Annotated in this window: 13 protein-coding genes; 4 read left to right on the top strand and 9 right to left on the bottom strand. The window is 64.0% G+C overall.

The genetic code is table 11. The features are described 5' to 3' along the window. Positions 1–78: 78 nt before the first annotated feature. Positions 79–2,679, bottom strand: coding sequence for a leucine--tRNA ligase (gene leuS / locus ACJJV2_RS14090; RefSeq protein ID WP_405281805.1), 2,601 nt, complete (start codon positions 2,677–2,679; stop codon positions 79–81). A gap of 176 nt (positions 2,680–2,855) precedes the next feature. Continuing rightward, the gene (locus ACJJV2_RS14085) at positions 2,856–2,987 is read right to left on the bottom strand and encodes a hypothetical protein (protein WP_339927044.1); all 132 of its coding nucleotides are present in this window, start codon (positions 2,985–2,987) and stop codon (positions 2,856–2,858) included. A gap of 11 nt (positions 2,988–2,998) precedes the next feature. On the opposite strand from ACJJV2_RS14085, the gene ACJJV2_RS14080 reads away from it, so the two are divergent. Both ACJJV2_RS14080 and ACJJV2_RS14075 read left to right on the top strand, forming a co-directional pair. Next, entirely contained in the window at positions 2,999–3,679 is a 681-nt protein-coding gene (locus tag ACJJV2_RS14080; RefSeq protein ID WP_405281802.1) for a zinc ribbon-containing protein, read from the top strand. Beyond that, positions 3,679–4,896: a tetratricopeptide repeat protein gene (locus ACJJV2_RS14075; RefSeq protein ID WP_405281799.1), complete on the top strand. Its 1,218-nt coding sequence runs from the start codon at positions 3,679–3,681 to the stop codon at positions 4,894–4,896. The genes ACJJV2_RS14080 and ACJJV2_RS14075 overlap by 1 nt, the downstream gene beginning before the upstream one ends. 125 nt (positions 4,897–5,021) lie before the next feature. Here ACJJV2_RS14075 and ACJJV2_RS14070 read toward each other — a convergent pair whose 3' ends face one another. From ACJJV2_RS14070 to miaB, 6 genes are all read right to left on the bottom strand, one after another. Continuing rightward, positions 5,022–5,774, bottom strand: a complete 753-nt coding sequence (locus ACJJV2_RS14070; protein ID WP_043335281.1) for a YdcF family protein — start codon at positions 5,772–5,774, stop codon at positions 5,022–5,024. 103 nt (positions 5,775–5,877) lie between these two features. Further along, positions 5,878–7,395, bottom strand: a complete 1,518-nt coding sequence (lnt, locus tag ACJJV2_RS14065; RefSeq protein ID WP_405281796.1) for an apolipoprotein N-acyltransferase — start codon at positions 7,393–7,395, stop codon at positions 5,878–5,880. Positions 7,396–7,481: 86 nt separating this feature from the next. Continuing rightward, positions 7,482–8,390 carry an HlyC/CorC family transporter gene (locus ACJJV2_RS14060; RefSeq protein ID WP_052384764.1) on the bottom strand — a complete coding sequence of 303 codons (909 nt, stop codon included), beginning with the start codon at positions 8,388–8,390 and terminating at the stop codon, positions 7,482–7,484. Between the two features lie 128 nt (positions 8,391–8,518). Next, positions 8,519–9,241, bottom strand: coding sequence for an rRNA maturation RNase YbeY (gene ybeY / locus ACJJV2_RS14055; RefSeq protein WP_405282233.1), 723 nt, complete (start codon positions 9,239–9,241; stop codon positions 8,519–8,521). Positions 9,242–9,339: 98 nt separating this feature from the next. Continuing rightward, entirely contained in the window at positions 9,340–10,449 is a 1,110-nt protein-coding gene (locus tag ACJJV2_RS14050) for a PhoH family protein (protein ID WP_052384763.1), read from the bottom strand. A gap of 273 nt (positions 10,450–10,722) precedes the next feature. Further along, entirely contained in the window at positions 10,723–12,072 is a 1,350-nt protein-coding gene (gene miaB / locus ACJJV2_RS14045; RefSeq protein ID WP_405281792.1) for a tRNA (N6-isopentenyl adenosine(37)-C2)-methylthiotransferase MiaB, read from the bottom strand. Positions 12,073–12,906: 834 nt separating this feature from the next. Here miaB and ACJJV2_RS14040 point away from each other — a divergent pair. Then, positions 12,907–13,605, top strand: a complete 699-nt coding sequence (locus tag ACJJV2_RS14040; protein ID WP_405281789.1) for a TIGR04211 family SH3 domain-containing protein — start codon at positions 12,907–12,909, stop codon at positions 13,603–13,605. A gap of 40 nt (positions 13,606–13,645) precedes the next feature. Continuing rightward, on the top strand, positions 13,646–14,317 hold the full coding sequence (gene tmpT / locus ACJJV2_RS14035) for a thiopurine S-methyltransferase (RefSeq protein ID WP_405281786.1): 672 nt from the start codon (positions 13,646–13,648) through the stop codon (positions 14,315–14,317). A gap of 124 nt (positions 14,318–14,441) precedes the next feature. Here tmpT and ACJJV2_RS14030 read toward each other — a convergent pair whose 3' ends face one another. Then, positions 14,442–15,047 carry a YajG family lipoprotein gene (locus ACJJV2_RS14030; RefSeq protein ID WP_279831809.1) on the bottom strand — a complete coding sequence of 202 codons (606 nt, stop codon included), beginning with the start codon at positions 15,045–15,047 and terminating at the stop codon, positions 14,442–14,444. Positions 15,048–15,152 lie beyond the last annotated feature (105 nt).

Raw genomic sequence — 15,152 nt, 5'->3', positions numbered from 1 at the left:
CTTCCAGCTGCCTGTCGGGCTCTGACGGGACCGGCGACCCTGGCCGCCGGTATCTTGCTCGATCTGGTCGGGTCGCTATCAGTTGGCGACGATATTGACCAGCTTGCCCGGCACCACGATCACCTTGCGCACCGTCTTGCCATCGGTGTGCTTGGTGACATTGGCATCTGCCAGCGCCGCGGTTTCGATGGCATCGCGATCGGCATCGGCGGCGAAGGACAGACGCGCACGCAGCTTGCCGTTGACCTGCACGACCAGCTCGATGCTGTCCTTCTTCATCGCCTCGGCATCGGCGGCCGGCCAGCTGGCGTCGATCACGGCTTCGTCGTGGCCCAGTGTCGCCCACAGCGAGTGGCTGGCATGCGGGATGATCGGCGACAGCAGCAGCACGCAGGCCTCGACGGCTTCACGGCTGACGGCCAGGCCCTGCTCGGAGGTGTCCTCGAAGCGGCTGATGGCGTTGACCAGCTCCATCACGGCCGCGATGGCGGTGTTGAAGGTGGTGCGGCGGCCGATGTCGTCGCTGCACTTGGCGATGGTCTCGTGTGTCTTGCGACGCAGCGCCTTCTGATCATCGTTCAGGGCAGTCACGTCCAGCGCGCCCGGAGTGCCGGCGGCGACATGCTCGTGGACCAGACGCCAGACGCGCTTGACGAAGCGGTGTGCGCCCTCGACACCGGAATCGGACCATTCCAGCGACTGCTCAGGCGGCGCGGCGAACATCATGAACAGGCGCACGGTGTCGGCGCCGAAGCGGTCGATCATCGACTGCGGGTCCACGCCGTTGTTCTTGGACTTGGACATCTTCTCGGTGCCACCGATTTCCACCGGCAGACCATCAGACTTCAGCACGGCCTTGATGGCGCGGCCCTTGTCGTCGGTCTCGACGTCCACGTCCAGCGGGTTGAACCAGTCGCGGCCGCCCTTGGCGTTGATGCGGTAGTAGGTGTCCGCGATCACCATGCCCTGGGTCAGCAGCTGCTTGAACGGCTCGTCGCTGTCGACCAGGCCGAAGTCACGCATCAGCTTGTGGAAGAAGCGCGAGTAGAGCAGGTGCAGGATGGCGTGCTCGATGCCACCGATGTAGTAATCGACCGGCAGCCAGTAGTTGGCGCGCTCGTCCAGCATGGCATCGGCGTTGTCCGCACAGCAGAAGCGCGCGTAGTACCAGGAGGACTCCATGAAGGTGTCGAAGGTATCGGTCTCGCGCTGCCAGCCATCGCCCAGGTCACTGAAGGACGGCATCTTCTTGATCGGCGAGCCACCGGAGGCGTCGAATTCGACTTCCAGCGGCAGGGCGACAGGCAGTTCGTCGTCGGTCAGCGGGATGGATTCGCCATTCGGGCCATTCTTGACCGGGATCGGCGCGCCCCAGTAGCGCTGACGGGAGACGCCCCAGTCGCGCAGTCGGAAGTTGGTCTTGACCTCTCCACGGCCCTGCTCGACCAGGCGCGCGGCGATGGCATCGAAGGCGCTCTCGAAGTCGAGGCCATTGAAGTCACCGGAGTTGATCAGCACGCCGTGCTCGGTGAAGGCGGCTTCGCTGACGTCGGGCGCATTGCCGTCGGCATCGGCGATCACGGCTTCGATCGGCAGGTCGTACTTGGTGGCGAATTCGTGGTCACGCTCGTCGTGGGCCGGCACGGCCATCACGGCACCGGTGCCGTATTCCATCAGCACGAAGTTGGCGACGAAGACCGGCACTTCACGGCCGGTCAGCGGGTGGATGGCCTTGAAGCCGGTATCCATGCCGCGTTTTTCCATGGTCGCCATGTCGGCTTCGCTGGTGCCGCCACGCGCGCACTCGGCGTTGAACTCGGCCAGCTCCGCATTGTGCTCCGCCGCGGCCTTGGCCAGCGGGTGAGCGGCGGCGACGCCGACGTAGGTCACGCCCATCAGGGTGTCCGGACGGGTGGTGAAGACGGTCAGGGATTCCTGCACCTGGCTGGCCTTGGCATCGAGGCCGAAGCTCAGCTCGACACCGCGCGACTTGCCGATCCAGTTGCGCTGCATGGTCTTGACCTGTTCCGGCCACTCGACCTTGTCGAGGTCGGCCAGCAGCTCTTCGGCGTAATCGGTGATGCGCAGGAACCACTGCGGGATTTCCTTGCGCTCGATCAGCGCGCCGGAACGCCAGCCACGGCCGTCGATGACCTGCTCATTGGCGAGCACGGTCTGGTCCGCCGGGTCCCAGTTGACGATGGAACTCTTCTTGTAGACGACACCCTTCTCGACCAGCTTGGCGAAGAACCACTGCTCCCAGCGATAGTATTCCAGGTCGCAGGTGGCGAACTCACGGCTCCAGTCGTAGGCGAAGCCCAGCGCCTTGAGCTGATCGCGCATGTAGGCGATGTTCTCGTGGGTCCACTTGCCCGGCGCGACGTTGTTCTTCATCGCGGCGTTTTCCGCCGGCAGGCCGAAGGCGTCCCAGCCCATCGGCTGCATGACGTTCTTGCCCTGCATGCGCTGGAAGCGCGAGATCACGTCACCGATGGTGTAGTTGCGCACGTGACCCATGTGCAGCTTGCCGCTGGGGTAGGGGAACATCGACAGGCAGTAGAACTTCTCGCGGTTGGCATCTTCCACCGCCTTGAAACACTGATTTTTCTCCCAGTACTGCTGGGCAGCCTGTTCGATCTGATCGGGAGCGTACTGTTGAGAAGTATCCTGTGAGTCCATCGGGTCCGTCACTACCTTGGCATTGGCCGCTACCCGTCACCAGGGACAGGCAGGGCGTGAAGAGGTGGGCGGTCACATCGGGATGGGCCGCCGCTGTCTGCGATGGGGTCAAGTCTACCCCAGACGCCAGGACTCAGGTAGGGGAGGCGAGCGCTGTGGCGCCAGGCGAATGCGCTTCATGCTGCCAGTGCCACGCGCTTGATGCGTGTCAGGGAGTGGAAGAGTGTGGCTTGTGTCGCAACGCCAACGCCACCATGCTGAAGGTAGAGCGCCATGCCCTCCCGCAGTACGGGAGAAGGTGAAGACACAAGGAGAGTCCATGAGCCAACCACGTGAACCCCGCGATCCCCATGAGCCGATCAGCGCCACGGATCGTGATACGGCTGCCACGCCCTCGCACGACAGTGGCTTTGAAGATACGCCGATGCCCTCGCGCTCAGCCTCCAGCCAGCCGCAGGGCGAGGGTGAAGGACGTCTCGGTGATGCCTATGGGCGAATCCTGACACGGCTGGAAGACAGCAGCGGTGAGCTGTCGTGGGATGGCCTCAAGGCCGAGCTGGATGAGGCGGTCAAGTTCGAGGCCGAGGTCGAGGAATTCACGCTCGACGAGCTGGCGCTGCTGCGTGCCTGGGTCGAGCGTGACATGCGCGAATTCCGCCGCCATCTGGCGACCGGTGGAGAAGGGATCGCCAGCTGGCTGGGGATCGATCTCTCGGTGCTGTCGCGCAGTGTCAGTTCCGCGCTGATGTCGATCGCGGATCGCACCGTGGTGGACCGCGCCCACTTCGAGGAAGACCTCGAGGCCGCGCGCGCCGACTACACCAGCGGCGAGGTCATCGCGCCGGGGCTATTGCATTGCGTGCACTGCGAGTCGACCACCACGCTCACGCGGCCCAGCGTGCTTGAACCCTGCCATGCCTGTGGACATCGTTTCTTCTCGCGTGGCGCGCCGCCCGTCACTCGTCAGCCTCCCGCGGCCGATGAGAGTGATCAGGGCTGATGGCGACACCGTCAGACTGGTTCGCCCCGGCGCATGCCACCTGGAGCGCCGGTCAGCGCCACAAGGCGTTGCAACAGCTGATCGATCACTTCAATCAGCGCCCGCGTCCACGTGAGGCGGGCCTCTTCAAGCAGATCTCCTATTACCTGTTTCTGCTCGCGGATTATCGCTCGGCCAGCCAGATTCTGGCCCAGGGGCATGTGGAGTGTCCGGCCGATGAAGAGATCGCGCTCAATCAGGTAGTGTGTCTGTCGCGCGCCAATGATGCCGCCGGCTCGCTGGCGGCCGGTGAGGCATTGGCCGCACGAGGCTGTCTCAACCCAGTGCTGTTCGACTCGCTGGCCAGTAGTGCGGCCAGACTCAAGCGTCATGAAGAGGCACGCGAGCATGGCAGTCGCGCCCTGGCGCTCAAGGACGAGCAGCATGGGGGCCTGGCGTTGGCGAAGGGCTGGCGGCTGCCCGCTGAATCCCCCTCGGCAGTCGCCGCCGGCAAGACGCGCGTGCTGTCCTTCGGCCTCTGGGGCAAGGGGCCGCGCTACTTGAATGGCATGCTGCATAACCTGCTGTTGGCACCGGTGCTGTATCCGGGGTGGCGGGTTCGGCTCTATCACGATGACAGCGTGCCCGACGACTTCCTGGTTCTGGCGCGGGAACTGGACGCCGAGCTGATCGAGCGTTCCTCCAGTGACACCCTGAGACAGCGGCTGTGTTGGCGCTTCGCGGTCGCCGATGACCCGGCGGTGGGCTACTACGTGGTTCGCGACTGCGACAGCGTCATCAGCCTGCGCGAAGTGCGCGCGGTGCAGATGTGGCTGACCTCCGGGCGCTTCTTCCATGTCATGCGTGACTGGTGGAGTCATACCGATCTGGTGCTGGCAGGGCTGTGGGGCGGGGTGGCCGGAGTCCTGCCGCCACTCGAGACATTGCTGGCCCAGTGGCAGCCACAGCATGTCGAGACGCCGAATATCGATCAGTGGTTCATGAAGGAATGCGTGTGGCGCTACCTGCGCGAAAGCCTGGTCAGCCACGACCGGTGTTACTCGCTGCAGATCAAGGGTCGCGACAGCCTGAAGTTCCCGGACGACGTGCTGGGAGAAGCGCCTGGTGGCACTGCGCATGTCGGCAGTGACGAGTGGACGCGCGATCGCGCCTTCCAGCTCCGCCAGCTGGGGCCATGGCTCAAGGAGGCGAGCTGGATGCGTGACAGCGAGGTCTAAGCGCAATCCTGCGATAAGCGTTTGCTGAGCGGGGTTATATAGACACACGAAGGGCTGCCCATGGGCAGCCCTTCGTGTGTCTTGCCAGCAGTCCTTCGCTTGTCTTGCCAGCAGTGCTGTCGGGGCTAGCGACCCACCAGCCAGCCGATCCATTCGTGCAGTGCCCAGCGTGACTGGGTCAGCGCGGAGCTGTTGGGGATCCAGGCATCGATGCCCAGCCCGGAGACCGTGGTGTAGCCCACCGGCGCCGGGATGATGGTGCGGAAGCCCTGATTCTGGAAATTGCGCATCGCGCGCGGCATGTGCCAGGCGCTGGTCACCAGCACGATCTTGTTGATGTCGTCCTGCTCGAGCATCTCGCGCGTGAAGAGCGCATTCTGCTGGGTGTTCTCGCTGCGATTCTCCAGCCAGCGCGCCGGGTAGTCGAATTCATCGATCAGCGAGCGCTGCATCAGCTCGGCGAGGGTGCCGTCATCGGAGGACGATACCTTGCCACCGGTGAGCAGAATCGGCAGCTCCGCGTTGCGGGCCACGCGGACGCCTTCGTCCAGGCGGCTGAGCGTCTCGCCATTGATGCGATCGCGGCCCTGCAGCTCCGGGGCGTCGTAGTAGCGTCCGCCGGAAAGCACCACCACGGCCTGCGCCTGGATCCACTCTGCCGGCTCACTGGGCTGAATGCGCTCCAGCCCTGACATCAGGCGCGTGGAGACGACCGGCGAGGACAGTAGCCACATGCCCAGGATGGCCACGACCATCATGGCGCGTGCCAGGCCCGGCCAGCGCTTGAGCACGAGCATGGCCAGAAACAGCAGCAGGAGAGGCCCGCCGGGCGGCAATACCAGGTCCTTGATGATGCCGAGTAACTCGGTGATGCCCATTGTGGTCTCGCTTGTGCAGAGGCAGTGCCGGGCATCGGCCCGGCAACGGGTAAGGTTGAGCGTTCAAGCGTCTGAGGCCCTGGGGACTCACACGTTCTGGCCCTCAGGCGTCCTGCGGGCGTTGACGGCGCGACTTGAGGCATTCGTTGATGCCCAGCACAAGGCCCGGCGCCAGCAGCAGCGCGATCAGGATCCACACCGGCAGCAGGCCGTAGTGCATCCAGGGCGTCATGCCCAGTTGCAGGCGGATATCGCCAGTGACGGTGGCCTCCTCGAACTGGGGTGCCTGGGCGATGATCTCACCCTGCGGCGAGATGATCGCCGTGACGCCATTGCTGGTGGCACGCAGCAGATAGCGGCCGTTTTCCAGCGCGCGCAGCTGAGCCATCTGCAGGTGCTGCAGCGGGCCGATGGAGTGACCGAACCAGGTGTCGTTGGAGACGGTCAGCAGCACGGTAGAGCTCAAGGCGCGCTGGCGGACCAGCTCCGGATAGACGATCTCGTAGCAGATCGCCACGCCGATACGCAGACCGCTGACCATCAGTGGCGGCTGCTGGCTGTCGCCTGACTGCATGCTCGACATCGGCAGGTCCAAAAAGCCGATGATGCCCCGCAACCAGCTTTCCAGCGGCACATACTCGCCGAAGGGCACCAGATGCTCCTTGCGATACTGGGCCGACGGGTCATCGATGGGAATCACGCTGTTGTAGAAGCGATTGTCGGCGTCACGCTCGACGATCCCGGTAATCAGACCGGTCTTGGGCGGCAGAGTTGCCTGGATGCGCTCGAGGAAAGGCTCGGCCTGATCGCGCAGCATCGGCAGTGCCGTCTCAGGCCATACGATCAGGTCGGCATCGTCCTGCACGGCGCGCGTCATCGCGGCGTAGGTATTGGCCGCACGACGCTGCCCTTCGGCGCTCCACTTGATCAACTGCGGCAGGTTGCCTTGCAGCAGGGCGACGCGCGCCGGCTGGCCGCCGGACTGTGTCCAGCCGGTCGGCAGCAGCAGCCCCGCGCTCCACAGCAGGAGCAGCGGCGCGATCGCCCACCAGCGGCGACGCAGCGCCAGATTCCACAGCAGCGCACCGGACAGCGCGATGATCAGCGAGATACCGTAGACGCCAAGCACCGGCACCCAGCTGGCCAGCGGTGAGCCCACGGCACTGTTGCCCAGCAGCAGCCACGGGAAGCCGGTGAAGGCCCAGGTACGGAACAGCTCGCTGAGCACGAATACCGCGGCGAATGACAGCACATCGAGCTTGCGTGAGCAGAAGCGCTGCCACAGGCCCATCCACAGCATCGGGAACAGCGCCATGCAGGCCACGAACAGCATCGTCAGCAGCACTGCCAGCGGCATGCCGGTATAGCCATAATCATGGATCGAGACGTAGACCCAGCTGGCCCCGCTGCCGAACAGGCCGACCCCGAACCACCAGGCGCGCAGGAAGCCACCACCTTCCATGCGCAGCGCCCCGTAGAGCAGGCCTGCGCCGATCGGGCCCAGCCACCACTGCTCGAAGGGGGCAAAGCTCAGGGTGACCAGTACCCCGGCAATGATCGCCAGTACATTGGCCAGCAACGAGGCGCCCGGGAAGCTCCTCGCGCGGGGGGAATCTGACATGCCGCTCTCCTTGTAAAATGCCAGACACATCGGCGGATGTGTCTGGCATTGTCCTCTATCGGGTCAGCCTGTGATCAGGCCATGAATCACTCGCCGCTGATGTGCGCACGATGCTCGGCCGAGGGCGGCGCGTCACCGGTGGCATCTTCCAGACGACATACCTGTACCTGACGAATGCGACGATTGTCCGCATTGAGCACCGTGAAACGCCAGCCGGCGAAATCGGTGGATTCCTGACGGCGCGGCATGTGACCGAAGCGCTGAATCATCAGACCGCCGATGGTGTCGAATTCCTCATCGGAGAAGTCGGTATCGAAATGCTCGTTGAAGTCATCGATGGTGGTCAGCGCGCTGACGGCGAATTGGCCATCGCCCAGCTCGCGGATGTCCTCATCCTCATCGGTGTCGTGCTCATCCTCGATATCCCCGACGATCTGCTCGAGGATATCCTCGATGGTGACAAGGCCTGCCGTGCCGCCGTACTCGTCGATGACCACCGCCATGTGATTGCGGGTCTCGCGGAATTCCTTGAGCAGGCTGTTGAGGCGCTTGGATTCGGGGATGAACATCGCCGGACGGATCGCTTCGCGCAGATCGAAGCGCTTGCGCTCGCTGTCATTTTGCAGAATCAGCGGCAGCAGGTCCTTGGCCAGCAGGATGCCGAGCACCTCGTCGAGGTTCTCGTCGATGACGGGATAGCGGGAGTGAGCCGATTCGAGAATCAGCGGCAGGTACTCCTCCGGGCGCTGATCGACCTGAATGGCCTGCACCTGGGAGCGGGGGATCATCACCTCGCGCACCTGCTGGTCGCTGATTTCCAGCGCGCCTTCGATGATGGCGATGGCGTCCTGATCGAGGTTGAGACGTGGGCCTACCTCAGCCAGAAACTGGAGCAGCTCGCTACGGGAGCTGGGTTCGTCGGTGTCGCTTGAGAAGGCGCCGAACAGCTTATCGAGCCAGGTTTTCGATTGGCTTCCCGATCGGTCTTCGCTCATGCGTTAGTTTCTCTTTTCCTCGGTGGCGATACCCCATCGTCGTGGTGGTATCGGGGCAGCCGAGCGACCCGGGGACAAGCCTCGAGTCACCCGACGGCGGGTGCTGCCGATGCGCAGGGGCGCCGGCATCAGTGATTCTCTTCCCGGTAGGGGTCGGCGATGCCGAGCCCTGCCAGCACATGACGCTCGAGCGCTTCCATGCGTTCGGCTTCATCGTCCTCGATATGGTCATAGCCGAGCAAGTGCAAGGTGCCATGAACCAGCATGTGGGCGAAATGATTTTCCAGCGACTTGCCCTGTTCCCGCGCTTCGCGGGCGACGACATGCACGCTGATGATCAGGTCGCCCAGAAAGCGCTGCTCATCAAGAGCTTGTTCATCAAGAGCCTGCTCAGCCGCGGTCTCGGTAGCCGCAGAGCCGAGGGCAGAAGACGCGGCGCCAGAAGTCGAGAAGCCAGAAGACGCGCCATCAGAGATGTCTGCCTCATCAGCTTCGCTCATGGCGTCTGACGCCAGCATGACATCGTCGCTGTTGTGGCCGTCGAGACCTTCCTCTTCGCCGGCGTCCAGATCGCCCTCCGGCATGCCCGCAAGCGGCAGGCTGTCGTCATCGCCTTCCTCGGCGAAGCGCGCGGCCAGTTCCGGCGGCAGGGCGAAGTCGTCCAGATCCAGTGGCTCATGCGGGAAGGACAGCACGTTGGTCGGGGAGTCCTTGCCGCGATAATCGCGATTGAGGCCCTGACTCTCGGCTTCTTCCACCAGACGCACGGTCAGCTCGTACGGCGCCGCGGCGGCGCTGGCATCGCGCTCCAGCGCGCCGTCTTCCGCGGCGGCCAGCAGCGCAGCCGCCACCCAGGCTTCCAGCTGATGGCTGGCCGGCAGCGGCTGGCCATCGAGTTCACTCTCGCCGATGGCCAGTTGCAGGTCCACGACGACCGCAGGGGCTTCGCTCACTGGCTACCTCCCGTCGGGGTGCTGGCAGGCGGCACGTTGCTCTGGGCATTCAGCGCCGCCATGCGGGCTTCGCGCTCGGCCTGACGCTGCTCGCGACGTTCGCCTTCCTGCTGCTCTTCCGCGGCTTCGAAGGTGTCGTAGGCCTCGACAATGCGCTGCACCAGCGGGTGACGCACGACGTCCTTGGCCAGGAAGCGCGTGATGCTGATCCCCGGGGTGTCCTTGAGGACCTCCATCACGTGCGCGAGACCCGACTGGGTGCCACGTGGCAGATCGACCTGCGAGACGTCACCGGTGATGACGGCGGTGGAGCCGAAACCGATGCGCGTCAGGAACATCTTCATCTGCTCGCGCGTGGTGTTCTGGGACTCATCGAGAATGATGTAGGCGTTGTTGAGCGTCCGGCCGCGCATGTAGGCCAACGGCGCGATCTCGATGATCTGGCGCTCGATCATCTTGTTGACGTGCTCGAAGCCGAGCATCTCGTACAGGGCGTCGTAGAGCGGACGCAGGTAGGGGTCGATCTTCTGGGCCAGGTCCCCCGGCAAGAAGCCGAGCTTCTCGCCGGCCTCGACCGCCGGACGCACCAGCAGGATGCGTCGCACTTCGTTGTTGTTGAGCGCTTCCACGGCAGCGGCGACGGCAAGGTAGGTCTTGCCGGTACCGGCCGGGCCGATGCCGAAGTTGATGTCGTGATTGCGCATCTCGGTGACATAGCCCTGCTGGTTGAAGCCGCGCGGGCGCACCAGCACCTTGGGCGTGCGGATCACCACATCACCGTAGGTGGCGCCCTGGTCCTCGGCGGCCTCGACCAGCGCCTCGACGCCGGATTCCTGCAGGAACAGATGAACGGTCTCGGCATCGACTTCGCCGGCACCGGTCTCACGATACAGATGCTCCAGCACGTTGGCGGTCGCCTTCACGGCGGCCGCGGGGCCTGCGATCTGGAAGTCGTTGCCGCGGTTGCGCAGGGTGACACCGAGCCGGGATTCGATCAGCTTGAGATGCTCGTCGCGCTGGCCGGTCAGGCTGGCCAGACGCTGCGGGTCTGCCGGCTCAAGCGTCATGTTGAGAATGCGATTAGCTTGCTGTGACTGGTGGCTCAAGGCGTCGAATATCCTGATAGTGATGAGTGACGATGATGCTTGGCGATGAGGGGCAGCCGCGATGGCGGATGCACGCGCGTGATGCACGGGGCGCTCTACCCGCCACGGCGCATGACGGCGCCATTTCAGTGTCAATGGTGACGCGTTGCCGAAGTCTCAAGAGAGCTTAATGCGCGATGGCCGTACAGGGCAATTGTCCTGTACGGCCAGCGTGGCTATCTGCTTGATAGTGGGGGCTGATGGCGCCTCGTCAATGTCGTGAGCGACGAGCGATCAATAGCGGTAGGGCGAGCTGAGCTCACCGCGCAGCGAGTTGGGGTAGGCCTCGGTGATCTCGACATCCACCAGGTAGCCGATCAGCTCGGTCGGGTTGGCGGCGCGGAAGTTGACCACCCGGTTGTTCTCGGTGCGCCCTGACAGCAGGCCCGGGTCACGCGGCGAGAAGCCGGAGACCAGGATGCGCTGGGTGGTGCCGACCATCTTGCGACCGATCTGCATCGCCTGCTGGTTGATGCGCTCCTGCAGGATGAGCAGGCGCTCCTTCTTCACTTCTTCCGGAGTGTCATCTTCCAGATTCGCCGCCGGGGTGCCCGGACGCGCGGAGTAGATGAAGCTGAAGGAGTGATCGAAGCCGATCTGGCCGATCAGGTCCATGGTGTCCATGAAGTCCTGATCGGTCTCGCCCGGGAAGCCGACGATGAAGTCGGAGGAGAAGCTGATGTCCGGACGCAGCGCGCGGATGCGTTCGAGCTTGTCGATGTAGAGGTCACGCTCGTGGCCGCGCTTCATCGCCGCCAGAATGCGGTTGGAGCCCGACTGCACCGGCAGATGCAGATGGCTGACCAGCTCCGGGATCTCACCGAAGGCCTCGATCAGCGAGTCCTTGAACTCCAGCGGATGCGAGGTGGTGAAGCGGATGCGGTCGATGCCCTCGACCTGCGCCACGCAGCTGATCAGCTCGGCGAGGTCGATCTCCTCGCCCAGCAGGTTGAGACCGGCGTAGGCGTTGACGTTCTGGCCCAGCAGGTTGATCTCGCGCACGCCCTGGTCGGCCAGATGGATGACTTCATCCATCACCTTCTCGAAGGGACGCGAGACTTCCTCACCGCGGGTGTAGGGCACCACACAGAAGGTGCAGTACTTGGAGCAGCCTTCCATCACCGAGACGAAGGCGCTGGCACCGTCGCTCTTGGGCGCGGGCAGGTTGTCGAACTTCTCGATCTCGGGGAAGGTCACGTCGACCACGGAAATCTGCTTGAGGCTGTCGCGGCGGGTGTCGAGCATCTTCGGCACGCGGTGCAGGGTCTGCGGGCCGAACACCATGTCCACATGCGGGGCACGCTTGCGCAGGTTGTCGCCTTCCTGACTGGCCACGCAGCCGCCGACGCCGATCACCAGGTCCGGGTTCTTTTCCTTGAGCTTCTTCCAGCGTCCCAGCTGGTGGAACACCTTCTCCTGCGCCTTCTCGCGGATGGAGCAGGTGTTGAGCAGGATGACGTCTGCTTCGGATTCGTCGCTGGTGACTTCCATCTGATGCGATTCGCCGAGCAGATCCGCCATGCGCGCGGAGTCATACTCGTTCATCTGGCAGCCGTGAGTCTTGATGAAGAGTTTCTTCGCCATTGCCTTGTGTGAACGCTCTGAGCTGCGCGCCCGGGCTTCGTGCGCCTCGCGCCCGGGCACATGGTGGCGGCGGGCAGCGTCAGCGGTCAGGAGAAGCGGGCACGACTTGTAATGAATGAGCCCCGGCGCCGATGGCTGGCCGGGAATCGAGGGCGCGACGATACTGTGCCAAGCGGCACGCTGATCGGGTCGAGGCCAAAATCGGGACGGCACAGTATAGGAGTCTGCCGGCCATGCGGCCAGCCCTGTCGCATCGCTGTCAGCAATGAGGAGGATGCCTGCCAACCACCGGTTCAGCCTGATGGTGGCTGTGGTATCCTCACGAGAAAGCCCGCGCATGCCCTGACGCTACAACAGGGGCTTGGCATGTTTCATAGTTATCAGGCAGGTGTTGCGCAACGCACATCAGGCTGTCAATGGCTTGATTTGTTGAGGTTTTCATGCCGATAGCCCGGCTGCCTGAGCTGGTTAAAATTTGATCGATTTGTTGGCGGGGCAGGCATTTCGCCGTGCGCAGACCTGCCCCTTTGAGGTTGTCCCAAGACTTATCCACAGAAAGTGTGGATGTCTGAAGACACTGAAATGACAGTCTCGGATTTTTCTCGCGGCAAATTCGTTACCGTACGTCCAAGCGCGACAGCGATGCCAGGCAGGACGCCTTGCATTGCGCAACCTGGCAGACACCGCATGGGCAGACAGGGCGAGGCTTCCTTCGCCCAAAAGCGGTCGATCATGTTCGGCATGTAGGGACGCAGGATTCAGCGCGCTTGCTCCTCGTGCCCACACGCCTGACACGGTCGGCTTACGCCCTTAGACAGCCATGAAGAACACGATATGACGCGATTCTCCATTACCAGCACCCCTTCATCTTTCGGTCTCCTGTCACCCCGATCGCCGTGTTCGACGCTTGCGCGCTCACTGCGCCGTGTGGTGCTGGGGGCTGGCGTCGCCGGCAGCCTGCTGCTGGGCGCACCGCTGGCCAATGCGGCCGCCGACCGCTGGGTCGCCGATGACCTCACGACCTTCGTGCGCAGTGGCCCGACGGATGGCTACCGCATCGTGGGCACGGTGGAAGCCGGCCAGCCGGTCGAGCTGCTCGAGGTCCAGAATGACTACAGCAAGATCCGCACCGCCAGCGGCGACGTGGTGTGGATTCCCTCCGCTGACCTGCAGGACACCCAGAGCGTCAATGCCCGGGTGCCCGAGCTGAGCGCCAGGGTCAAGGAATTGACTGCCAAGCTCGACGGCATCAATGAAGAGTGGGAAACCCGTGTCGAGGACATGAAGACCGGCCTCGAGACGCGTCAGGCGCGCATCGAGGAGCTTGAGCAGGCCAGCAACAGCCAGTCAACCGAGCTTGCCCAGGCGCGTAGCAAGATGCAGGACATGGAAACCAAGCTCGATACCAAGAAGCAGGACCTGCTGATGCGCTACTTCATGTACGGCGGTGGCGTGGCGGGGGTCGGCCTGCTGGTCGGCCTGATCGTGCCGCACCTGCCGCGTCGCAAGAAGAAGCGTCACGGCTTCCTGTAAGGCATTCTGGTAACCGATAGCAGAGGGAGTGCGCCAGCTCATGTCGCCACAAGACACGACGATGGACGCGACGCCGGCCAGCGACCCCTGGCTGGCGCGATGGCAGGAAGGGCGGATCGGCTTTCATCTGCCCGCCACGCATTCGGCGCTGGAGCGCTGGTGGCCGCGGCTTGAGATCGCGGCGGGCGCCAAGGTGCTGGTGCCGTTGTGTGGCAAGAGTCTCGACATGCGCTGGCTGGCGGCGCAGGGCTATCCGGTGCTGGGCATCGAGCTTGCGCGCCAGGCCTGCGAGCAGTTCGTCGCCGAAGGCGCCGGTGATGTCTCGCGCTATCGGCTGGAGCACTTCGAATGCTTCCGCCAGGGCATGGTCGAGCTGTGGTGCGGAGACTTCTTCCACTTCCATATCGATCATGTCGATCATCTGGATGCCTTCTATGATCGCGCCGCGCTGATCGCCTTGCCGCCGGCCACCCGTCAGCGCTACGCCTTCCACCTGGCGCAGCTGCTGCCCCCGGGCGCGCGTGGCCTGTTGATCAGTCTCGAGCGGCAGACGGAGCAGCATCAGGGCCCGCCGTTCCATGTCGCCGAAGACGAGATTCGTCAGCTGTTGAGCGCCAACTTCACGCTTGAGGTGCTGGAGCGTCGCGCCCCGGATGAGCGCGGCCTGCGTGAGACGGTATGGAGTCTGGTGCGCAAGGGACCGCGTCGCTGACGACTCAGGGGTGACCTTGTCAGTCAGGTCCAGTCTTCTTGAAAGTCCAGTCCTCATGAAAAACGCCACCGCCGCCCAATGGGCGGCGGTGGCGTTTTCGTTGGTGGCGAGCTGCTGATCGAACCTACTGGTCGAGCTGGCGGATCAGCGTGGTGTCCTGGAAGGCGCGAGTCAGCGCATCGCCGATCACCTCAGAGACCATCTCGGTGTTCTTCTCCTGACTCGGCTTGAGGGCATAGCCCTGATCACGCGTCGCGGTGTAGCTGCCGGTATAGCGCTGCTTGCCGGACACGGCGACGGCCTTGATCACGCCATTGAGTGTCGCGGTATCGGTGATCAGGCCGCCACGTTTCACGCCATAGGCCAGCTCGGTCAACGAGATGGTCAGCTCTGCTGCGCCCTGATTGGCCTGTTCGGCGGACACCGGCACGAAGCCCATGCGGCGCAGGGCGCTGACGGTCTGGGCCTCAAGCTTGGGTGTCAGGTCGCCGGTCGGCACGACCAGATAGCTCGAGGCATTGGTGGCGCCATCGCGAGAGCCGATGCGCTCTGACGGGCGCTCATCGAGCACGTCCACCACCACCTGCTGCCCGTGGCCGACCACGCCCATCTCGCCGACCTGCGGATTGACGTACAGGCGCTGCGGGCTGGTGCCGCAAGCGCTGAGAAGTGCCGTCGTGGCGATTAGTGCCACGCTCATGCAGGTGGTGCGCAACTTGTGCATCATCATCGGAGTTCCTGGGCCTGAGGCCGGTTGTCATGGGAGTCATCTCGGCCATCCGTTGCCAATATCTCGCCTGCAGCGCGGAATGGCCGGAGCGCAATGGCGCGAGTA

Origin of the sequence: Cobetia sp. Ld8 (assembly GCF_045066615.1) — a bacterium.
GTDB classification, from domain to species: domain Bacteria; phylum Pseudomonadota; class Gammaproteobacteria; order Pseudomonadales; family Halomonadaceae; genus Cobetia; species Cobetia amphilecti.
This window is presented reverse-complemented; position numbering and strand designations above follow the sequence as displayed.